Annotated in this window: 22 protein-coding genes and 1 riboswitch; of the genes, 9 read left to right on the top strand and 13 right to left on the bottom strand. The window is 58.3% G+C overall.

Going from position 1 to position 20649, the window contains the following annotated elements:
* Positions 1-37: 37 nt before the first annotated feature.
* Positions 38-1051 (bottom strand): magnesium transporter, encoded by a 1014-nt coding sequence (locus PGR10_RS20315; protein WP_015369274.1) that lies wholly within the window; start codon positions 1049-1051, stop codon positions 38-40.
* A gap of 56 nt (positions 1052-1107) precedes the next feature.
* A riboswitch (M-box (ykoK) riboswitch) is annotated at positions 1108-1289 on the bottom strand.
* A 168-nt stretch (positions 1290-1457) separates the two neighbouring features.
* Here PGR10_RS20315 and PGR10_RS20310 point away from each other — a divergent pair.
* The gene (locus PGR10_RS20310; protein WP_015703740.1) at positions 1458-1817 is read left to right on the top strand and encodes a type II toxin-antitoxin system HicB family antitoxin; all 360 of its coding nucleotides are present in this window, start codon (positions 1458-1460) and stop codon (positions 1815-1817) included.
* A gap of 27 nt (positions 1818-1844) precedes the next feature.
* On the opposite strand, the gene nikR is transcribed toward PGR10_RS20310, so the two are convergent.
* From nikR to PGR10_RS20275, 7 genes are all read right to left on the bottom strand, one after another.
* Positions 1845-2246, bottom strand: coding sequence for a nickel-responsive transcriptional regulator NikR (gene nikR / locus PGR10_RS20305; protein ID WP_430924008.1), 402 nt, complete (start codon positions 2244-2246; stop codon positions 1845-1847).
* Positions 2234-3025 carry a nickel import ATP-binding protein NikE gene (gene nikE, locus PGR10_RS20300; protein ID WP_316425048.1) on the bottom strand — a complete coding sequence of 264 codons (792 nt, stop codon included), beginning with the start codon at positions 3023-3025 and terminating at the stop codon, positions 2234-2236. Before nikE ends, nikR begins: the two co-directional genes overlap by 13 nt.
* The gene (locus tag PGR10_RS20295) at positions 3022-3786 is read right to left on the bottom strand and encodes a nickel import ATP-binding protein NikD (protein WP_430918697.1); all 765 of its coding nucleotides are present in this window, start codon (positions 3784-3786) and stop codon (positions 3022-3024) included. The genes nikE and PGR10_RS20295 overlap by 4 nt, the downstream gene beginning before the upstream one ends.
* Positions 3786-4619: a nickel ABC transporter permease subunit NikC gene (gene nikC, locus PGR10_RS20290; RefSeq protein WP_113373986.1), complete on the bottom strand. Its 834-nt coding sequence runs from the start codon at positions 4617-4619 to the stop codon at positions 3786-3788. The genes PGR10_RS20295 and nikC overlap by 1 nt, the downstream gene beginning before the upstream one ends.
* Positions 4616-5560, bottom strand: a complete 945-nt coding sequence (nikB, locus tag PGR10_RS20285) for a nickel ABC transporter permease subunit NikB (protein WP_087859095.1) — start codon at positions 5558-5560, stop codon at positions 4616-4618. The genes nikC and nikB overlap by 4 nt, the downstream gene beginning before the upstream one ends.
* Positions 5560-7128, bottom strand: coding sequence for a nickel ABC transporter substrate-binding protein (nikA, locus tag PGR10_RS20280; RefSeq protein WP_430924007.1), 1569 nt, complete (start codon positions 7126-7128; stop codon positions 5560-5562). The genes nikB and nikA overlap by 1 nt, the downstream gene beginning before the upstream one ends.
* 117 nt (positions 7129-7245) lie before the next feature.
* On the bottom strand, positions 7246-8106 hold the full coding sequence (locus tag PGR10_RS20275) for a LysR family transcriptional regulator (RefSeq protein ID WP_047047856.1): 861 nt from the start codon (positions 8104-8106) through the stop codon (positions 7246-7248).
* A gap of 97 nt (positions 8107-8203) precedes the next feature.
* Between PGR10_RS20275 and PGR10_RS20270 the strand changes: the two genes are divergently transcribed.
* The 8 genes from PGR10_RS20270 to arnF all read left to right on the top strand — a co-directional run bounded on the left by PGR10_RS20270 (position 8204) and on the right by arnF (position 16479).
* On the top strand, positions 8204-8710 hold the full coding sequence (locus PGR10_RS20270) for a phenolic acid decarboxylase (protein WP_430924071.1): 507 nt from the start codon (positions 8204-8206) through the stop codon (positions 8708-8710).
* Positions 8711-9103: 393 nt separating this feature from the next.
* On the top strand, positions 9104-10243 hold the full coding sequence (arnB, locus tag PGR10_RS20265; RefSeq protein WP_045397116.1) for a UDP-4-amino-4-deoxy-L-arabinose aminotransferase: 1140 nt from the start codon (positions 9104-9106) through the stop codon (positions 10241-10243).
* Position 10244: 1 nt separating this feature from the next.
* Complete coding sequence (gene arnC, locus PGR10_RS20260; RefSeq protein WP_113373983.1) at positions 10245-11228, top strand: undecaprenyl-phosphate 4-deoxy-4-formamido-L-arabinose transferase; 984 nt, start codon at positions 10245-10247, stop codon at positions 11226-11228.
* On the top strand, positions 11225-13210 hold the full coding sequence (arnA, locus tag PGR10_RS20255) for a bifunctional UDP-4-amino-4-deoxy-L-arabinose formyltransferase/UDP-glucuronic acid oxidase ArnA (protein WP_063447380.1): 1986 nt from the start codon (positions 11225-11227) through the stop codon (positions 13208-13210). The genes arnC and arnA overlap by 4 nt, the downstream gene beginning before the upstream one ends.
* Positions 13207-14109: a 4-deoxy-4-formamido-L-arabinose-phosphoundecaprenol deformylase gene (gene arnD / locus PGR10_RS20250; RefSeq protein ID WP_087859018.1), complete on the top strand. Its 903-nt coding sequence runs from the start codon at positions 13207-13209 to the stop codon at positions 14107-14109. Before arnA ends, arnD begins: the two co-directional genes overlap by 4 nt.
* Positions 14106-15761, top strand: coding sequence for a lipid IV(A) 4-amino-4-deoxy-L-arabinosyltransferase (arnT, locus tag PGR10_RS20245; RefSeq protein WP_430918693.1), 1656 nt, complete (start codon positions 14106-14108; stop codon positions 15759-15761). Before arnD ends, arnT begins: the two co-directional genes overlap by 4 nt.
* Entirely contained in the window at positions 15758-16096 is a 339-nt protein-coding gene (gene arnE, locus PGR10_RS20240) for a 4-amino-4-deoxy-L-arabinose-phosphoundecaprenol flippase subunit ArnE (protein ID WP_430924006.1), read from the top strand. The genes arnT and arnE overlap by 4 nt, the downstream gene beginning before the upstream one ends.
* On the top strand, positions 16096-16479 hold the full coding sequence (gene arnF / locus PGR10_RS20235; protein ID WP_045397099.1) for a 4-amino-4-deoxy-L-arabinose-phosphoundecaprenol flippase subunit ArnF: 384 nt from the start codon (positions 16096-16098) through the stop codon (positions 16477-16479). The genes arnE and arnF overlap by 1 nt, the downstream gene beginning before the upstream one ends.
* Here arnF and acpT read toward each other — a convergent pair.
* Genes acpT through PGR10_RS20210 form a run of 5 tightly spaced genes read right to left on the bottom strand, consistent with a single transcriptional unit; the run spans position 16463 to position 20648 of the window.
* Positions 16463-17050: a 4'-phosphopantetheinyl transferase AcpT gene (gene acpT / locus PGR10_RS20230; RefSeq protein WP_430924005.1), complete on the bottom strand. Its 588-nt coding sequence runs from the start codon at positions 17048-17050 to the stop codon at positions 16463-16465. The two genes, arnF and acpT, sit on opposite strands and share 17 nt — an antisense overlap.
* A gap of 1 nt (position 17051) precedes the next feature.
* Positions 17052-18281 carry a beta-ketoacyl-ACP synthase gene (locus PGR10_RS20225; RefSeq protein ID WP_213794159.1) on the bottom strand — a complete coding sequence of 410 codons (1230 nt, stop codon included), beginning with the start codon at positions 18279-18281 and terminating at the stop codon, positions 17052-17054.
* Entirely contained in the window at positions 18278-19009 is a 732-nt protein-coding gene (locus PGR10_RS20220) for a 3-ketoacyl-ACP reductase FabG2 (RefSeq protein ID WP_430924004.1), read from the bottom strand. The genes PGR10_RS20225 and PGR10_RS20220 overlap by 4 nt, the downstream gene beginning before the upstream one ends.
* Positions 19006-19482 (bottom strand): 3-hydroxy-fatty acyl-ACP dehydratase, encoded by a 477-nt coding sequence (locus tag PGR10_RS20215; protein WP_430924003.1) that lies wholly within the window; start codon positions 19480-19482, stop codon positions 19006-19008. The genes PGR10_RS20220 and PGR10_RS20215 overlap by 4 nt, the downstream gene beginning before the upstream one ends.
* Complete coding sequence (locus PGR10_RS20210) at positions 19482-20648, bottom strand: beta-ketoacyl-[acyl-carrier-protein] synthase family protein (RefSeq protein ID WP_430924002.1); 1167 nt, start codon at positions 20646-20648, stop codon at positions 19482-19484. The genes PGR10_RS20215 and PGR10_RS20210 overlap by 1 nt, the downstream gene beginning before the upstream one ends.
* Position 20649 lies beyond the last annotated feature (1 nt).

Genomic DNA, 20649 nt, shown 5'->3' with positions numbered 1-20649 from the left:
AAAAAGCCCGGGCATCCTGATGCCCGGGCTTTTTCGATCAGTTCAGCCCAAGAAAATACTGGGCGATTTTGAAATAGATAATTAATCCGGTGCCATCAATCAGCGTGGCGATAAACGGCGCGGAAACCACCGCCGGGTCGATACCGATCCGCTTAAGCAACATCGGAATAACCGAAGACACCACCGCGCTCCACAGAGTAATGCAGACCAGCGTCAGGCTGACGATCAGCGTGATTTCCATGCCAATCCCCATCATCCAGGCGCGCAGGCAGCCCGCCAGACCCAGTGTCAGGGCAATCAGAAACGAGGTCGACACCTCTTTGCGGATTACCCGTCCCATGTCACGTAAGCGGACTTCACCCAACGCCATCGAACGCACCAGCGTTGAGGTTATCTGAGTTCCGCTGTTGCCGCCGGTGCCGATCAGTAACGGGATGAAGAAGGCCAGCGCGATGGCCGATTCCAGCGCCTCTTCAAAATGCTGCAGCACGCTGCTGGTGTAGGCTTCGGCAACAAACAGCAGCAATAGCCAGACCGAACGTTTCTTCCACAGCGTCCACGGACTGATTTCCAGATACGGTTTTTCCAGCGGTAGCGTCGCCCCCTGCAGCTGGGCGTCTTCGGTGACGTCATCCTCCAGCAGATGAGCAATTTCTTTTTCCATCAGGCAGCCGACCAGCTCGCCTTTATCGACAACCGGCACCAGATCGAGGCCGCGCTCGGTGAGTTCGGCAATGACCTGAGGACGCTCATCGTCGGGTTTAACGCGGAACAGACAGCTGTCCATCAGGTAGCGAATAGACTGGCCTACCTCTGCCTCCTGCAATAGTTTTTTGACCGATAAGCTGCCGCGCAGCTTGTTGCCAGCGACGACAAATACCTGGCCGGGGATATCGTCGCTGGCGAGCTGCGAGATAAAGTGTTCACGCGCCTCATGGACGCTGAAATGTTCCTGCAGCGTAATAAAGTCGGTACGCATGTACTGGGCGATCGCATCGCCGTCGAAGCCAGAGGTCGCCTGATGCGCGGCGCAGAGTTGAATGGAAGACATGATTAAAATCCCTATAAAAAATCACTCATAGGGGCGAACAAGACAGGGTTAGCGCAGGCAGATCCCTACGTCCTGGTTTTAGCACTGCATAACGTATCTGAACGGTTATGACCGCCAGAAGTTACCTTGGCAACACCTTGATTCGATGGAAGCCTGTATTTCCCTGAGTGGTCTCTCTCGATACCAACAGGGCGGTAACTTGTATTTATGCAGGAGCCTCGCCATAACGAGATCGTTAAATGAGGCGCCATTATTGGCGAACAGGGATAATTAACAAAGTGTATAGTTTATGTGGTTTATCAACTGTTGATAAACAAAGTTTGCCTGGTAAGAAGTTGACTTCACATTGTGCTATCAGAAAAATGATTTCAGTAGGTGAACTCATGCGGCAAGGAGGGGTAAAACCATGATCAAACCTAAAACGCCAAATTCAATGGAGATTGCCGGGCAGCCTGCTGTTATCAACTACGTGCCTGAACTCAATGCATTCCGCGGTAAGTTCCTGGGATTATCAGGATATTGCGATTTTGTTTCCGATAGCATTCAAGGGTTACAACAGGAGGGCGAGATATCATTACAGGAATATCTTGCTGATTGTCGTGAAGCGGGCATCGAGCCTTATGCTCAGCCGGAAAAGTTGAAAACCTTCACATTGCGCTATCCTGAATCATTTGGTGAGCGTCTTAGCTCCGCCGCTGCAGAGGAGCAGGTTTCCGTAAATACCTGGATCCTTGAGACGCTCAATGAACGTCTCAAACAGGCTTAAAACAGTCTGCATCAAATTGCCATCGTTTTAATTATCATCCGCTAAACACCGCAAATGCCCATGCCGCACGCCGCGCTGGGCAATCACCTCGTCGGCAAAATGCTGTACTTCGTCCATGTTGCCTTTCAGCACCGCGATCTCCAGACAGTCATCATGATTGATGTGGACATGTAACGTGGCGACCGAAAGATCGTGATGCTGATGCGAAGAGGCGACCAGCCGGCTCGCCAGTTCGCGTTTTTCATGCTCATACACGTACGACAGGACCGCATAGCCGCGCTGCGCCGCCTGCTGTAGCGGATTGTGGTGAAGCGCGTCACGCAGAATATCGCGCACCGCTTCCGAGCGGTTGTAGTACCCGCGGTGGGCGCTGTGCGCGTCGAGCGCGGCCAGCAGGTCATCATCCAGAGTCAGGGTTACGCGCTGCATGGCATGGCCTCGTTAAGCAGAGTGTTGGGAAAGGGCGGGAGCACCGCGCGCTGTAGCGCCTGTCCGGCAGCGGATGTAAGGCGCAGCGGCAGACTAACCGTTGCCGTTTCAACGATGCGTCCGCTATCCATCACCAGCACCCGCTGGCAAAAACGCTCCACCAGCCGCAGGTCGTGGGTGATAAACAGGCAGGCGGTGGCGAACTGCGCCTGCAGGCGTTTGAGCAGGGCGATAATTTCCGCCTGAAGCATTAGATCGAGATTCGATACCGCTTCGTCGAGAATTAATAGCTGCGGACGGACCACCAGCGCCCGCGCCAGGCACACGCGCTGCAGCTGTCCGCCGCTGAGCTGCGCCGGACGCTTGTCGAGCAGCGCCGGGGCGAGATCAACCGCAAGCAATATCTCCTCCACCCGCTGCGTACGCTCATCGCGCGATAAACTAAACAGGTGCCGCAGCGGCTCGCTGATAATCTCGCGTACCGTTTTGCGCGGATTCACCGCGCTAATGGCATCCTGAAACACCAGCTGAATATCGCGGCGAAAGGCGCCGGTCGCTTCCCCCTTCAGGGAGGTCAACGACGCGCCGCGCCAGGCGACATCGCCATACCGCGGCGTTTCGAGACCGACCAGCATCCGCGCCAGGGTACTTTTGCCGCAGCCGCTGCGCCCGAGCAGCGCCACCGTTTCACCGGGGGCGATGTCGAACTGGATATCGCGCAATACCGGGCCATGATGGGGGTAATCGTGGCTCACTGCGTTTACGCTGAGTAAATTCATGGTGTTTTCTCCAGACCATACAGCGCCAGATGGGCGGCCAGCAGGCGCTGGCTGAGCGGGTGCTGTGGGGCGCTAAATAGCGTGTTGACGTCGCAGCGTTCAACGAGACGGCCGTTTTCCATCACCGCCACGTCATGCGCCAGACGGGCGACAACGCCCATATCATGCGTCACCAGCAGCAGCCCCTGCCCGCGGTTGGCGACGATATCCGCCAGCAGGTCGAGAATGCGCGCTTGGGCAACGGCATCAAGGTCGGTGGTCGGCTCGTCGGCGATAATAAACGGCGCGCGGCTGAGCAGGGCCAGGGCCACCATCATCCGCTGCAGCATGCCGCCGCTCATCTCGAAGGGGTAGCGCTTAAGTAGCGAGAGCGGATTTTCCAGCCCCACTTCTTCCATCGTCGCCAGCAGGGCGGCGTTATTGACTTCGTAACCCGCCGCCCGGCAGGTTTCCCACGCGTGCGCCGCCATGGTATGTAGCGGATTAAAGGCGCTGCGCGGATTTTGCATAATGGTGGCGATGATCGAGCCGCGCAGCTGTTCACCATACACCGGGATACCATCGAGCAGCACCCGGCCCGCGATTTGCCTGACGCCAGGCGGTAAAATACCGAGCGTGGCGGCGCAGGTCAGTGATTTACCGCTGCCGCTACTGCCGAGCAGCGCCAGAACCTGACCGCGGCGCAGGGTAAGGGAAACGTCGCTGACCAGCGGACGGTCGGCGACGAGCGAAAGTTGTTCCAGTTGGATCTTTTGCGGCATCAGTGGTTATGCTCCGCGATCAGCTGAGGATCGAGACGATCGCGCAGCGCGTCGCCTACCAGGTTAAAAGCCATCACGCTGATAAACAGCGCCAGCCCGGGCCAGACCATTTGCAGCGGCTGCGTCCAGATATACTGACGGGCGTCGTTGATCATCACCCCCCATTCCGCCGTCGGCGCGCTGACGCCGAGGCCGAGGAACGACATACCGGCCACGTGCAGCATCATATGACCGATATCCAGCGAGGCGAGCACCAGTAGCGAAGGGATCACCGCGCCGGCCAGATGGTCACGGAACAAGGGCCAATGTCCCGCGCCGCTCAGGCGCGCGGCGAGAATAAACTCGCGCTGGCGCAGAGAGACCACCAGGTTACGCACCATCCTTGCGTACCAGGCCCAGTGCGACAGCGCAATGGCGATAATCACGTTGCTAAGACCGGTACCGAGTACGCCGACCATAAAGAACGACAGTATTGAGGTTGGGAAGGTCATAAATAGTTCGGCCAGGCGCATCAGGCCGCGATCGACGCGGCCGCCCACCATCCCGGCGCTGCCGCCGACCGTAAGGCCTATCAGCAGCACCAGCAGCAGGCAGGCCATCACCGCGCCCAGCGAGACGCGGGTGGCGGCGAGAAGGCGCGAGAAAATATCCCGGCCGAGATGATCGGTGCCGAGCCAGTGGGCGTCACCTGGAGAGAGCAGACGTTGATGGAGATCGATGGCCGCCGGGTCATAGGGCAGCCACCAGCCGCTGCTCATGGCGATTGCCGCCAGCAGCGCAATAATGAGTAGCGCCAGTTTTACCGGCCAGCGGAAGGTTGCGAACAGCGTCATACGGTAGCCTCCTCATGGCGGCGCAGGCGCGGATCGAGCGCGGCGTTAAGCAGGTCGACCGCCAGATTGGCCAGCACGAACACCGCCACCATCATCAGGGTGAAGCATTGGATCACCGGGTAGTCGCGATTGAAAATCGCGGAAACCGCATAGCGACCGACGCCGGGCCAGGCGAAGATATTTTCGATGATCATCGTGCCGCCAATCAGCTCGCCGATGTGCATACCCAGCGCCGTCACTACCGGCAACGTCGCGTTACGCAGCACGTGTCGCCGCTCCACCTGACTTTCGCTCAGCCCGCGCAGACGCGCCCAGACCACGTGGCGCTGGCTGGACACTTCCAGCATGCTGGCGCGCAGCAGACGGGCATTGATCGCCAGCGACATCAGGGCGATGGAAAACGCCGGCAGCAGCAGATGTCGCCAGCCGCCGTAGCCCATTGCCGGCAGCCAGCGCAGATGGACGGAAAAGAGCATCACCAGCAAAAAGGCCAGCCAGAAGTTGGGCATTGAGACGCCGAGGAAGGCAATCAAACGTACGGCGAAATCGGGTAATCGGTCGCGATGGCGCGCGGCCCAGATCCCCAGCGGCAGCGAGGTCAGCAGAATAATCACCAGCGCCGCGCCGGTGAGCTGTAGCGTCGCGGGCAAAAAATGCAGCAGGTCGTCCAGCACCGGGCGCTGGCTGGCGTAGGAGACGCCAAAATCGAGATGCAGCGCGCGCCACAGCCAGTGTAGATACTGTAGCGCCAGCGGCTGATTGAGCCCAAGCTGCTCGCGGGTAGCGGCAATCATTTCGCTGGTGGGCGGCACGTTAGAAAGGCGCAAATAGTCCAGCGCCGGGTCGCCGGCGCCAAGACGTAACAACAGGAAGATGATCGCCGAGGCGGCAAGCAGCATCAGCGGCAGCGGTAGCAGGCGGCGAAGGAGATATTTCAACATCATGGTGTCACCGGCGTAATGAGTTCTAACGGCAGATCGGTGGTCACCGGCGCGAAGGGCACTTCGCCCAGCGTTTTGCGGGCGACGGACATCAGCGAGACGTAGCTTATCGGCAGATAGACCGCTTCGTTGTGCAGACGGGTGAGGATATCGCGATACAGTTCGCGACGGCGGCCTTCGTCGGTGGTAGTCAGTACCTCTCCTATCTCTTGATCAATCACTGCTTTATCCGGCAGGCCGCGCTGCGCCTGATAGTCGGCGTGCGAAGCGACGCGCATTGAGCTCATAAACGCGTGCGGGTCGAAGGGCGCGCCCCAGCTATGGTTGAAGATCATCGTGAAGCGGCCATCGTGCTGGCGGGCATAGATACTGCTCTCCTCTTCGCCGACCAGCCCGACATCGATACCTACCTGGCGCAGGTCGGCCTGGATAATTTCCGCCATCGACTTAGCCAGCGCATCGGTGCCGATAAAAGCCAGTTCAAGTCGCAACGGGCGCCCGTCTTTTTCACGAATATCCTTGCCGGATATTCGTTTCCAGCCAGCGCTTTCCAGTAGCGTTCGGGCTTTATCTGGATTGAAGCGGCGCGGCGGCAGATCATCCGGCGCGTAAGGTACCGACGGTGCGAAAAGCGCGTCGGCAACCTGCTGAGTGCCGTACAGCACGCCGTCAATGAGCGCCTGTTTATTGACGGCATAGTTAAGTGCCTCGCGTACCACCAGTTCATTCGTTGGCGCTTGCAGCGTATTGAGCGCCAGCATCACGGTTTGCGACGGGGCGGAAAGACGCGTGCGGTACTCGTCCTGCTGGCGAAAACGGGCGAACGTATCCAGCGGCAGTAGCCCTTCATCGCCGTATAGCAGATCAACTTCACCGGTTTCAAAGGCGACCGCCCGGCTGGTGGCATCGGGGATCACTTTCACGGTGACTTTCTCAAGCGCCGGTTTTTTGCCCCAGTAGCGCGGGTTGCGTACCAGTACATCCTGCTGATTAAGCTGCGAGCTGGCCAGCATCCACGGACCGGTGCCGATGGGCGCCTTGATGCCTCGCTGCGTACTACCGTCAACAAACTGCGAGGGGGCGATAAAACGAAACGGGCGGGGAAGGGCGAGTTCCTGTAGGAACGGGTAGTAGGCGCTTTTCAGGGTGATTTGTAGTTCGTTATCGCTGAGCGCTTGAACGTCCGTTATTTGATTGGTCAACTCCAGCCAGGCGTGCCGCTGGCGGTTGGCCAGCACCGCCTGAAAATTGGCCACCGCGGCCTGGGCGTTAAAAGGTTCGCCGTTGGAGAAGTAGACATCATCACGCAGGGTGAAACGCCAGATTTTACCATCGGCTGAGTGGATCCAGCGGGTAGCCAGCCAGGGGGTAACCCGGCCATTAGCCTGATATTTGACTAGCGGCTCATACACCATACTTTGGGCGAACATTTGGTTCGGCGTATACAAATGTGGATTAAGAGGACCGACGTTAACCGGCCAGGCGATGGCGATTTCATGCATGGCGGCGGGCGCGAGCAGAGGAATGCAGGCGCAGAGCGCCAGCAAGGTGGTGCGGAAAATAGACAAGGTTTACATCCAGAAGGAACGAAAAGTATGACGATTTTAATAATTTGTCATACTTAAGGAGTAACCTGGATCAATATGTTGGGAGAAAACCATAACAAAATCATATGTAGCATATGATTACGATTGTCTGAACAAATCCAGCAGGGTGGTGACCTGTTCATCGAGCGGAGCCAGGTCCCGCTTCACTATCAAATGCAGCGGCGTGGCGCGGCGGGCGCCATGGCTCAGCGGCAGCGCTTTCAGCACGCCCTGTTCCAGGTGTGCGCGGATTCGCTCCTCAGGTAACCAGCCGAATCCCACCTGATACAGCACCGCATCTATAGCGGCATCAATAGTAGAAAAGGTCCAGGCATCGCGCGTGGATGAGGCATCGCCGCTACGGTCGGCAATGCGGATCAGCGGCCAGGGAGCCAGTGCGTTGTCGTCCAGCAATTCATCCGATTGCGATAGCGGATGGTCGCGATGGGCGACCGCGATAAAGTCGATATTCATCAGCCATTCACCGCGCCCGGTAATATCCTGGCGACGGGTTAAGACCATCACGTCTGCCTCGCTGCGGGCGGCGCTTGCCTCATCGACGTTTTCCAGCACTTCGGTCAGCCGAACCTGAGTTTGCGGGTAGCGTTGCTGAAACTGACGCAGAATGGCGAACAGCCGCTGGCGGGGAAAAATGCTGTCGACGACCAGATCCAGCCGGGTGCGCGCGCCGTTGCGCAGCGTCGCGGCGTGGGTCTCAACCCACGAAAAGGCCTTCAGTAGCGGTTTCACCTGATTGAGCAACAGTTCGCCAGCGGGCGTCAGCACCGCCCGCCGCCCGGACGGCGCCAGCAGCGCCACTCCTAAACGTTCCTGCAGCAGCGCCAGGTTATAGCTCACCGAAGACTGGCTGCGGTTGGTCTCTTCCGCGGCTTTGGCAAAGCTGCCCAGCTCAATCACCTTTTCCAATAGCGCCCATTGTTCCAGCGTGGTCTTGTGCATAATTCATCTAAAAATTAGATTATTTTCATCCAAACATAGCGTTATTCATTCAATTTTTAAAGCCGTATTCTTACCTCAACGAAACAGAGGAGAATAAATAATGAGCACTTTCGATAAACATGACCTCAGCGGCTTTATCGGTAAACATCTGGTTTATACCTACGACAACGGCTGGAACTACGAAATTTACGTTAAAAATGGCACCACCCTGGATTATCGTATTCACAGCGGCATCGTTGCCAACCGGTGGGTGAAAGACCAGCATGCGTACATCGTGCGGGTAGGCGAAAGCATTTATAAAATTTCCTGGACCGAACCAACCGGTACCGACGTCAGCCTGATCGTCAACCTGGGCGACAAACTGTTCCACGGCACCATTTTCTTCCCCCGCTGGATCATGAATAACCCGGAAAAAACCGTCTGCTTCCAGAACGATCATATTCCGTTAATGAACGCCTTTCGTGACGCCGGCCCGGCCTACCCGACCGAAGTGATTGATGAATTCGCGACTATTACCTTTGTTCGCGATTGCGGCGCGGATAATAACGAAGTTATTAATTGCCCTGCTAATGAATTACCTGCTGATTTTCCTGCAAATTTGTAATACAGCAGAAATAATTCTGTGATCTAACGCTAATTTTTACCGATAGATTAAAACGTAAATAAATATTTATTGCGGGCTGGTTGACGATTCGTTTACTTTTACCCGTTAAGCCCCAGTTTTCTCTATGAAACTGGGGCTTTTTACTACTAATTCCTGCCATAAGAAAATACTATCCATCTGATTCTCAATGAGATATTACTATTCTCGCGAAAAATATTAATTTCTTAATATTATCCTAAGCAACAGCGACTAGATTTATAACCGTCGAAATACCCTGGAATGAAATGTGGCGGTGAACCGACTTCATTTTCATTTTGTTTAAGTCCGCTGGCGCAGGATATTTCTTTCTACCGACCCCCTTTTTTAGTGGGTTATTAATAGAACAGGAAAAAGATGAGCGAATTTCTGCCGTTTTCGCGCCCGTCGATGGGCGACGCAGAGCTGGCTGCGCTGCGTGAAGTTTTGCAATCAGGATGGATTACTACCGGTCCTAAAAACCAGGCGCTGGAAGAAGCATTTTGCCAACTGACCGGCAACCGCCACGCTATCGCCGTCAGCTCCGCCACCGGCGGTATGCACGTCACGCTAATGGCGATGGGCATTGGCCCTGGCGACGAAGTGATCACCCCTTCGCAAACCTGGGTGTCGACGTTGAATATGATCTGTCTGCTGGGCGCTACGCCGGTGATGATTGATGTCGATCACGACAATCTGATGATTACCCCTGAGGCGGTGGAAGCGGCGATCACCTCGCGGACGAAAGCGATTATTCCCGTCCACTACGCGGGCGCGCCTGCGGATATCGATGCGATCCGCGCCGTTGGCGAGCGCCACGGTATTCCGGTTATCGAAGATGCCGCGCATGCCGCGGGAACGCACTATAAGGGCCGCCATGTCGGCTGGCGCGGCACCGCGATTTTTTCGTTCCACGCGATCAAAAATATGACCTGCGCCGAAGGGGGGCTTATCGTCACCGATGATGACGAGCTGGCTTCCCGCATCCGCAGCCTCAAATTCCACGGCCTGGGCGTTGACGCCTACGACCGCCAGACCCACGGCCGCGCGCCGCAGGCGGAAGTGATTACACCCGGCTTCAAATACAATCTGGCCGATATCAACGCCGCGTTGGCGCTGGTGCAGTTGGATAAGCTTGCACAGGCGAATCAACGTCGCGCTGCAATCGCCCAGCGCTACCTGCGCGAGCTGGCGGATACCCCGTTTAAGCCGCTGACCGTTCCGGCATGGGATCACCAGCACGCCTGGCACCTGTTTATTATCCGCGTTGATGAAGCGGCCTGCGGCATCAGCCGCGATGCCCTGATGGAAAAACTCAAAGCCATGGGCATAGGCACCGGTCTGCACTTCCGCGCGGCCCATACGCAAAAGTATTACCGCGAGCGTTTTCCTGAGGTTTCGTTACCGAATACCGAATGGAACAGCGCGCGCATTTGTTCCATCCCGCTGTTCCCGGATATGACCGACGACGATGTCACCCGCGTCATTACCGCGCTGCATCAGTTGTCAGGACGTTGATATGCTTACTTATCCTCCCGTAAAAAAAGTCTCGGTGGTTATCCCGGTTTATAACGAACAGGATAGTCTGCCGGAACTGCTGCGTCGTACCGACGCCGCCTGTGCGACGCTAGGGCGCCAATATGAAATTCTGCTGATCGACGACGGCAGCAGCGACGATTCCGCGCGCATGCTGACCGAGGCCGCCGAAGCCGAAGGCAGCCACGTGGTGGCGGTGCTGTTGAACCGTAACTACGGCCAGCACTCGGCGATTATGGCCGGTTTCAGCCATGTCACCGGCGATCTGATCATCACCCTTGATGCCGACCTGCAAAACCCGCCGGAAGAGATCCCGCGGCTGGTGGAAAAAGCCGATGAAGGCTACGACGTGGTCGGTACCGTGCGCCAGAACCGTCAGGACAGCATCTTCCGTAAATCTGCCTCGAAGATGATTAACCGCCTGATTCAGCGAACCACCGGTAAAGCCATGGGTGATTACGGCTGCATGTTGCGCGCCTATCGCCGCCATATCATTGACGCCATGCTCAACTGCCATGAGCGCAGCACCTTTATCCCGATTCTGGCGAATACTTTCGCCCGCCGGGCGGTCGAGATCCCGGTGATGCACGCCGAGCGCGAATTCGGCGACTCCAAATACAGCTTCATGCGTCTGATTAACCTGATGTATGACCTGGTGACCTGTCTGACCACCACCCCGCTGCGTTTACTGAGCATTTTCGGCAGCGTGATAGCCCTGTTGGGCTTCGCCTTCGGCCTGCTGCTGGTGGTGCTGCGTCTGGCTTTCGGTCCGCAGTGGGCGGCTGACGGGGTGTTCATGCTCTTCGCCGTGCTGTTCATGTTCATCGGCGCTCAGTTTGTCGGTATGGGCCTGCTCGGGGAGTATATCGGCCGCATCTATAACGATGTTCGCGCCCGTCCCCGTTACTTTATTCAACGTGTTGTTCGTCAGCCGGAAACGGCGTCTCAAGAGGAAGATCGTTCATGAAAGCAGTAGTCTTCGCTTATCACGATATGGGTTGCGCAGGTATTCAGTCACTGCTGGATGCCGGGTATGAAATCGCCGCTATTTTTACCCATCCGGATAACCCTGGCGAAAACCATTTCTTTGGTTCCGTTGCCCGTATTGCCGCCGAGCAGGGTATCCCGGTATGGGCGCCGGAAGATGTCAACCATCCGCTGTGGATTGAACGTATTCGCGAGATGAAGCCGGATGTGCTGTTCTCGTTCTACTACCGCAACCTGCTGTGCGATGAGATCCTGAATATCGCGCCGAAGGGGGCTTTCAACCTGCATGGTTCTCTGCTGCCGAAATACCGCGGTCGCGCGCCGCTGAACTGGGTGCTGGTCAACGGCGAAAGTGAAACCGGCGTGACCCTGCACCGAATGGTTAACCGCGCCGACGCGGGCGATATCGTCGCTCAACAAGCTGTGGCTATCGGCCCGGATGAAGCGGCGCTGGCGCTGCACCGTAAACTGTGCGCCGCCGCCTCCGATCTGCTGGGCCAGGCGCTGCCGGCTATTCGTGAGGGTAAGACTCAGGAACGCGCGCAGGACCACAGCCAGGCGACCTACGTGGGCCGTCGTACTCCGGAAGACGGGCGTCTCGATTGGGACAAACCGGCGCAGACTCTGCACAATCTGGTGCGCGCGGTGTCCGATCCGTGGCCGGGCGCCTTCGCCTATGCCGGCGCGAATAAATTTATCGTCTGGAAATCCCGCGTGCGCGCCGACCTGCCAGCAGCCAAGCCCGGCACCGTGATCTCTGTCGCGCCGCTGGTAGTGGCCTGTCAGCAGGGGGCGCTGGAAATCGTCACCGGCCAGACCGAACGCGGCGTTTATATGCAGGGAACCCAACTGGCGCAGGCGCTGGGGCTGGTGACCAGCGCGGTACTGAGCAGCAAACCGGTGGTGGCGATTAAGCGCCGTACCCGCGTGCTGATCCTCGGCGTCAACGGCTTTATCGGTAACCATCTGACCGAACGTCTGTTGCAGGACGACAACTATGAGATTTACGGCCTGGATATCGGCTCTGACGCCATCAGCCGTTTCCTCGATAACCCGCGTTTCCACTTCGTAGAAGGCGATATCAGCATTCACTCCGAGTGGATCGAATACCACATTAAGAAGTGCGATGTGGTACTGCCGCTGGTCGCGATCGCTACGCCTATCGAATACACCCGTAACCCGCTGCGCGTGTTCGAGCTGGATTTCGAAGAGAACCTGAAGATTATCCGCGACTGCGTGAAATACAATAAGCGCATCATTTTCCCGTCGACCTCGGAAGTGTACGGCATGTGCACCGACAAAAACTTCGACGAAGATACCTCCAACCTGGTGGTCGGGCCGATCAACAAACAGCGTTGGATCTACTCGGTTTCTAAACAGCTGCTGGACCGCGTGATCTGGGCCTATGGCGATAAGAACGGCCTCAAATTCACCTTGTTCCGTCCGTTCAACTGGATGGGACCGCGTCTGGATAATCTTAATGCCGCGCGTATCGGTAGCTCCCGCGCCATCACTCAGCTGATCCTCAATCTGGTGGAAGGTTCGCCGATTAAGCTTATCGAAGGCGGTAAGCAGAAGCGCTGCTTCACCGATATCAGCGACGGTATCGAAGCGCTGTTCCGCATCATTGAGAACAAAGACGGTCGCTGCGATGGACAGATAATCAACATCGGTAACCCGGAAAACGAAGCGAGCATCAAAGAGCTGGCGGAAATGCTGCTTGCCTGCTTCGAGCGCCACCCGCTGCGCGATCGCTTCCCGCCGTTCGCCGGTTTCCGTGAAGTGGAAAGCAGCGATTACTACGGTAAAGGTTACCAGGACGTTGAGCATCGTAAGCCGAGCATTCGTAACGCAAAACGTTGCCTGAACTGGGAACCGACCGTCGAGATGGAGGAGACCGTTGAGCACACTCTGGACTTCTTCCTGCGCACCGTTGAGCTCACGGACGATAAAAACTCATGAAACAAGTCGGCTTACGCATAGATGTCGATACCTTTCGCGGGACGCGTGATGGCGTACCGCGGCTGCTGGCCCTGCTGGGCAAGCACGGGATTCAGGCAAGCTTCTTTTTCAGCGTCGGGCCGGACAATATGGGGCGCCATTTATGGCGCCTGGTAAAACCGAAGTTTCTGTGGAAAATGCTGCGCTCTAACGCGGCGTCGCTGTACGGCTGGGATATTCTGCTGGCCGGTACCGCGTGGCCGGGGCGCAGGATTGGCGCGGGTAACGAAGAGGTTATTCGCGCCGCCGCGCAGATCCATGAAGTGGGCCTGCATGCCTGGGACCACTACAGCTGGCAGGCATGGAGCGGCGTGTGGCCGCAGGAACGTCTGACGCTGGAAGTGGAACGCGGTCTGCTCGAACTGGAACGCATTATCGGTCGCCCGGTGACCTGCTCAGCCGTCGCCGGCTGGCGCGCCGACCAGCGGGTGGTAAAAGCGAAAGAATCCTTCGATTTCCTCTACAACAGCGATTGTCGCGGCACGCGGCCATTCCTGCCGCAGCTTGGCGGCGGGGCCTCCGGCACCGTACAAATCCCGGTGACGCTTCCCACCTGGGATGAAGTGGTCGGTAGCGCCGTCGATATCGCCGGCTTTAACCGCTATCTGCTGGACTGCATCCATCGCGACAAGGGAACGCCGGTCTATACCATCCACGCCGAAGTGGAAGGCATTGCCTACGCTGACCAGTTCGATGCGCTGCTGACCATGGCGGAGGAAGAAGAAATACAATTTTGCCCACTGAGCCAGCTGTTGCCCGCTGACTTTAGCGAGCTGCCGTCAGGCAAAGTGGTCCGTGGTGAACTGGCTGGCCGGGAAGGTTGGCTTGGACGTGAACAATTACTGGGCTCGGGTGTATGAAAAGCATTCGTTATGGCGTCTCTCTGGTTGTGCTCTTTGCGCTGTATTACTTATTGCCGCTGAATTTCCGTTTGCTGTGGCAGCCTGATGAAACCCGTTATGCCGAGATCAGCCGTGAAATGCTGGCTTCCGGCGACTGGGTTGTGCCGCATCTGCTGGGTTTGCGTTACTTTGAAAAGCCAATTGCCGGTTACTGGATTAACAGTATCGGCCAGTGGTTATTCGGCCATAATAACTTCGGCGTGCGTTTCGGTGCGGTTTTCGCCATTACCGTCAGCGCGTTGCTGGTGGCGTGGCTGGCGTGGCGTATTTTCCGCGATAAACGCGTGGCGATCCTGTCGCCGGTTATCTTCCTCACCGCGCTGCTGGTATACGGTATCGGAACCTACGCGGTGCTGGACCCGATGATCACCATGTGGCTGGCGCTGGCGATGTGCAGCTTCTGGGGGGCCTCCCAGGCGCAGAGCCGCGGCGGTAAGATTTTAGGTTATGTCTTGCTGGGCTTCGCCTGCGGTATGGGGGTGATGACCAAGGGCTTCCTGGCGCTGGCGGTGCCGGTAGTTGGCGTGCTGCCGTGGGTGATTGCGCGTAAGCGCTGGCGCGAAGTGCTAACCTACGGTTGGCTGGCGGTAGTGGTCTGTACGTTGGTGGTGCTGCCGTGGGGGCTGGCTATCGCTAATCGCGAACCGGATTTCTGGCGCTATTTCTTCTGGGTCGAACATATTCAGCGTTTCGCCGAGAAAGACGCCCAGCATAAAGCGCCGTTCTGGTACTACATTCCGTTCCTGATAGCCGGAAGCCTGCCGTGGCTGGCGCTGCTGCCAGGCGCGCTCAAGCGCGGCTGGGTCGAACGCGATGATGCCCGCGGCGCACTGTATCTGTTAGGCTGGGTGGCGATGCCGTTCCTGTTCTTCAGCATCGCCAAAGGAAAACTGCCGACCTACATTCTGCCGTGCTTTATGCCGCTGTCGATTCTGATGGCCCGCTACGCGCTGGATGCCGCGAAGGCGGGGGCGAAAGCGTTGCGCATTAACGGCATGATCAACCTCGGTTTTGGCCTGATCGGCCTGGTCGCGGTGCTGGTGGTCTCACCGTGGGGCGTCATGCATAAACCGGTGTGGACGAAGATCGAGCTGTATAAATGCCTGCTGGCGGCGATCGCCTTTGCCGTATGGGCGCTAATGGGCTGGTTGGCAATCAAGGACAACGGTCGTCGCTGGACGCTGGCCGCCATCTGCCCGCTGGGGCTGGCGCTGCTGGTGGGCTTCGCTATTCCGGACCGGGTTATTGACAGCAAACAGCCGCAGTTCCTGGTGGATATCGTGAGTGAATCGCTGGCGCCAAGCCGCTATGTACTGACCAACAGCGTCGGTATCGGCGCGGGGCTGGCGTGGGAGCTCAAGCGTGACGACATCATCCTGTATGACAAGCAGGGGGAGCTAAAATATGGCCTCGGCTGGCCGGATGCGCAGAGCAAATTCCTGGCGACTCACGAATTTGCTGATTGGCTGGCGGCGCACCGCCAGCAGGGACCCATCTCTCTGGTGCTGCTGATGGATAAAGGTGAAACGATGAACGAACTGGCGTTACCGAAACCTGATAACTCCTACGAGCTGGGGCGCGTGGTGTTTATTCAGTATCTGCCGCAATGAGTGTCTGGTTCTGTCTGGTACTCGCCAGCCTGCTTAGCTGCGCCGGCCAGCTGTGCCAGAAGCAGGCGACCCGGCCGTCCCGTAGCGGGCGGCGCGGGCGGCATATCCTGGTCTGGTTGGGATTAGCCCTGCTGGCGCTCAGCGGCGGTATGCTGCTGTGGCTGGGGGTACTGCAGGCAATCCCGGTCGGTATTGCCTATCCGATGCTGAGCCTCAATTTTGTCTGGGTGACGCTGGCGGCATGGGGCATCTGGCGCGAGCCGGTGGCGCGCCGCCACTGGCTTGGCGTTGGGCTGATCGTCGTCGGTATCGCCGTTCTGGGGAGTAGCGTCTGATGGGCTTAATCTGGGCGTTATTGAGCGTTGGCCTGGTCAGCGGCGCACAGCTGCTGTTGCGCAGCGCGATGGTCGAACTGCCGCCGTTGACCGATATCCTGACCTTCCTCAATCATCTGCTGCATTTTCGCACCGGTACCTTCAGCCTGGGTTTCGGCCTGGTTGGCTATCTGCTGTCGATGGTCTGTTGGTATTTCGCGCTACACCGCTTACCGTTGGCCAAAGCTTACGCGCTGCTAAGCCTGAGCTATATTCTGGTGTGGGCCGCCGCCATCTGGCTGCCCGGCTGGCATGAACCGTTTTACTGGCAATCGCTGCTGGGCGTGCTGATTATTATCGCTGGCGTGCTGACCATCTTCTGGCCGGTCAAGCCGCGCCGTTAAAACATTGAATGTGCGCCGCCGTCAGCTTAAACGGCGTTGGCGTACAGACCGCAATACTTAACCCTTCATACTGAATCTGGCTCAATGACAGCGCGCCGTGAAAGGCGCTGTCCACAGAGGTCATCTGCCAGGCGCTGCCGCCGCGTTGTTTCACCAGCGCTTCTTTGCGCGTCCAGATACGCCAGAAGGCGGCTAACTGCCGCTCCGGCGGTTCACGCTCCAGTTCCTGGTGCTCGCCCTCGCTGAACAGGGCGTTAGCCAGCCGCTGCCAGCCGTTGCGCGGGCGAATCACTTCGATATCGCAGCCAACCTCGCCTTCATCGCTCAGCAGTAGGGCAATATGGTTGCCGCTGTGGCTAAGGTTAAACCACCGCTCGCAGCCGGGCGGGAAAGCCGGTTTACCCTGTTCGCCATACTGAATATCCATTAGCGGGGTAGTCGCATGCGCCAGCAGCGCGCGCCCGGCAAGCCAGCTGGCCCGCCACGGGCCGTCCGGCGCCTGCGCCATCAGCACAGGCGGCAACGGCAGGGCGCTAAGGATTGAGATGTGGCCGAGGATAAGCTGATACATCTTACGGCCAGCGCTGAATAATGATTGAGGTGTTAATGCCGCCGAAGGCGAAGTTGTTGCTCTGCAGGAATTCACAATCAATCTTGCGCGATTCGCCCATGATGTAGTCAAGATTACCGCAGTTAGCATCCGGATTATGCAGATTCAGCGTAGGCGCGAACCAGCCCTCGCGCATCATCTGCAGGCTCATCCACGCCTCCAGCGCCCCGCAGGCGCCAAGGGTATGGCCGAAATAGCTTTTCAGCGAGGAGATCGGCACATTGTCGCCATAAATCGCCGCCGTCGCCTGGCTTTCGGCGATATCGCCGCGGTCGGTCGCGGTGCCGTGGGCCGAAATGTAGCCAATATCCCGGGCGCTTAAGCCCGCCATTTTTAACGATTGTTCCATGCAGATCTGCATGGTTTCGCGCTGCGGTTGGGTGATATGCGCGGCATCGCAGTTGGTGGCGAAGCCGATGATTTCGCCGTAAATAGTCGCGCCGCGCGCTTTGGCGTGCTCCAGCTCTTCCAGTATGAGAGTACCGGCGCCTTCGCCTATCACCAGCCCATCGCGCTGTTCATCGAACGGGGCGGGGGTGAGGTCGGGCTGTTCATTACGCTGGCTGGTGGCGAACAGGGTGTCGAATACCGCGGCTTCCGACGGGCATAGCTCTTCTGCGCCGCCGGCGACCATCACCGTTTGATAACCGTGGCGAATGGCTTCCCAGGCGTAACCGATCGCCTGGCTACCGGAAGTACAGGCGCTTGACGTCGGAATAACGCGGCCGCGCAGACCGAAAAACAGCCCGGTATTAACCGCGGTAGTATGGGGCATCATCTGCACGTAGGTGGTGCCGGTAATATTGTTGGTGTGCTTTTCCGTCAACATGGTAGCGAACTCGCTCACCGGGCCGGTACTGCCGGTTGACGAGCCGTAAGCGATGCCGGTCTCGCCGTTGCTCAGCACGGCATCGTCGATAAGCCCGGCCTGCTCGAGCGCCAGTTCAGTGGCGCGGGTAGAAAGTAGCGACACGCGGCCCATCGCGCGAATACGCTTACGGGTATAGTGGGCCGGAAGGGTGAAATCATCGATCGGCGCGCCCAGTAGCGTATGCAATCCGTCGTAAATGCGCCACTCCGGCATGGCGCGCACGGCGTTTTTATATCTCTGCAGCCCCGCCGAAACATCCTGCCAGTTGTCGCCAAAGGCGGTGACGCCGCCCATCCCGGTAATGACCACACGACGTGTCATAACATCCCTCCATTGATTGAAATGACCTGCCGGGTAACATATCCCGCTACATCCGACATTAAATAACTAGCAAGCCCCGCGACCTCGTCCGCCTGTCCCATGCGTTTCATCGGGATCATCGACATCGCCTCTTTTAGCGCAGCCTCTTCCATTTCGATCATCCCGGTATCGATAAGCCCCGGGGCGATGCAGTTCACGGTGATTTTGCGTTTCGCCAGTTCAATGGCCAGCGCTTTGGTGGCGCCGATGATCCCCGCCTTAGCGGCGCTATAGTTGACCTGGCCGCGGTTGCCCATGACGCCGGAAACGGAAGATAGCGTGATGATACGCCCGCCCTGACGCGCGCTAATCATCGGCATGATGCACGGATGAATAACGTTGTAGAAACTGTCGAGGTTGGTGTGGATCACCGCGTCCCAGTCATCCTCGCCGAGCGCCGGGAAGGCGCCGTCGCGGGCGATGCCGGCGTTGCTGATAATGCCGTACCATGCGCCGTGTTCGGCCATATCCTGCTCAAGCACTTCGCGACACTGCGCGCGGTTGGCGACATCAAAACTCAGTAGACGACCCGAGCCGCCAGCCGAGGTAATCGCCTCCAGCGTTTGCTGTGCGCCCGACGCATCGCGATGATAGTGGATGCCTACGACAAAGCCATCTGCCGCCAGCTGACGGGCGATAGCGCGACCGATGCCTTTACTGGCGCCGGTGACCAAAACTGAACGACTCATTCTGACGCTCCTTGTTGAAATAGGGTGTTAAGTTCTGTTGGCGTCGGCTGGAAGGTATTGACCCGCCCGCTTGCCAGTTCTTCATTGCCTGCCGTAATGGCGCATTCGAAGCTGCCGAAACGCTCGTCCTGCATTAACAGCTTCACGGTAACGGACAGCGCCTTGCCGCCAGGTAGGCATCCTGTCGCGCAGACTAACTCGCGTGCGCCAAGCACCATACCTAGTGCGATGGACGTTTGCCCCCGCTGTTGGCGGTGCCATCCGGACCAGACGCCAACGGTTTGTGCCATGAGTTCCAGGGCGAACCAGCCGGGGAGATTGCCCTCGGCATCAATAAACGGCGCCAGGACGCCATGGGTCGAGACCGTGACCCGGCAGGTAGCGGTTTCGTCGGTGACATTGACGACCTCTTCCAGCAGCAGCATTGGCGGCTTGTGCGGTAGATAAGCGCCGGGCGATAAGTAGTGGCTCATTAAATGCTCCCGAGCAGAATGCTGGCGTTATTACCGCCAAAGGCAAACGAGTTCGACAGGATAATCGGCCGCGGCAACGGTAGGGGACGTTCGATAATCCCGCACGGCGGAAGGGTCGCGTCGCGCGGCGACTGGCTGAAGTCCTGCGCCGGCAGCAGCAGATTGCGTTGCAGGATCAGCATGCCGATGGCGGCTTCGGTGATCCCCGCCGCGCCCAGCGTATGCCCGGTCAGATGTTTGGTGGAGCTGCATGGCACCTGCTCGCCAAATAGCGCGTTGACGACGTGAGACTCTATCCGATCGTTCAACGGTGTGGCGGTGCCGTGCAGGTTGATATAGCCCACCTGTTCAGGGGCGATGCCCGCATCGTCCAGCGCCTGCTGGATAGCGCGAATTGCCCCTTCTCCCTCAGGATGCGGGGCGGAAATATGCCAGGCGTCGCTGGACTCGCCGATACCCAGCAGCGCGACAGGCTGCGGTTCGCGGGTCAGCAGCATCAGCGCCGCCCCTTCGCCGATGGTGATGCCGCAGCGATCGCGGCCAAACGGCTGGCACAGGGTCGTGGAGAGCGACTCCAGACTGTGAAAACCGTTGATCGGCATACGGCTGAGGGTATCCGCGCCGCCGACAATCGCCGCATCCGCCAGCCCGGCTTCAATCAGTCGGCGCCCGCTGATAATCGCTCTGGCGCTGGAGGAGCAGGCGGTTGACAGCGTAAATGCCGGGCCATCCAGCGCCAGCCAGTGGCTGAGAAAACGCGATGGGTCTCCCAGCTCCTGCTGCGGATATTGCCAGGCCGCGCTTTCCGCGCCGCTAAGGGTCGAAGTGACGTGCGCGTCGCCCTCATCCAGCCCCGAGGTGCTGGTGCCAAGTACCACGGCAACGCGCTCCCGCCCGTACTGGGCGATGGCGTCATCCACCTGCGGCTGAATTTGCGCCAGCGCCGCCAGCAGCAGCTGATTATTGCGCGAACGATGGGCGCTAAAGGTATCGGGAATGGCGGGTAATTCGCCGTCCACGCCTGCGAAAACCGCCTGCGGATGTCCCTGTAGCCACCCCTCGCGCGGGCGCATGCCTGGCGCGATACCGCGAACCAGATTGGCGGCGATTTCATGATTATCGCGCCCCAACGCGTTAATCATGCCGACGGCAGAAATGTAGATCATC

The sequence above is a fragment of the Klebsiella sp. 141198 genome, assembly GCF_050600785.1.
Taxonomy (GTDB): domain Bacteria; phylum Pseudomonadota; class Gammaproteobacteria; order Enterobacterales; family Enterobacteriaceae; genus Klebsiella; species Klebsiella aerogenes.
This window is presented reverse-complemented; position numbering and strand designations above follow the sequence as displayed.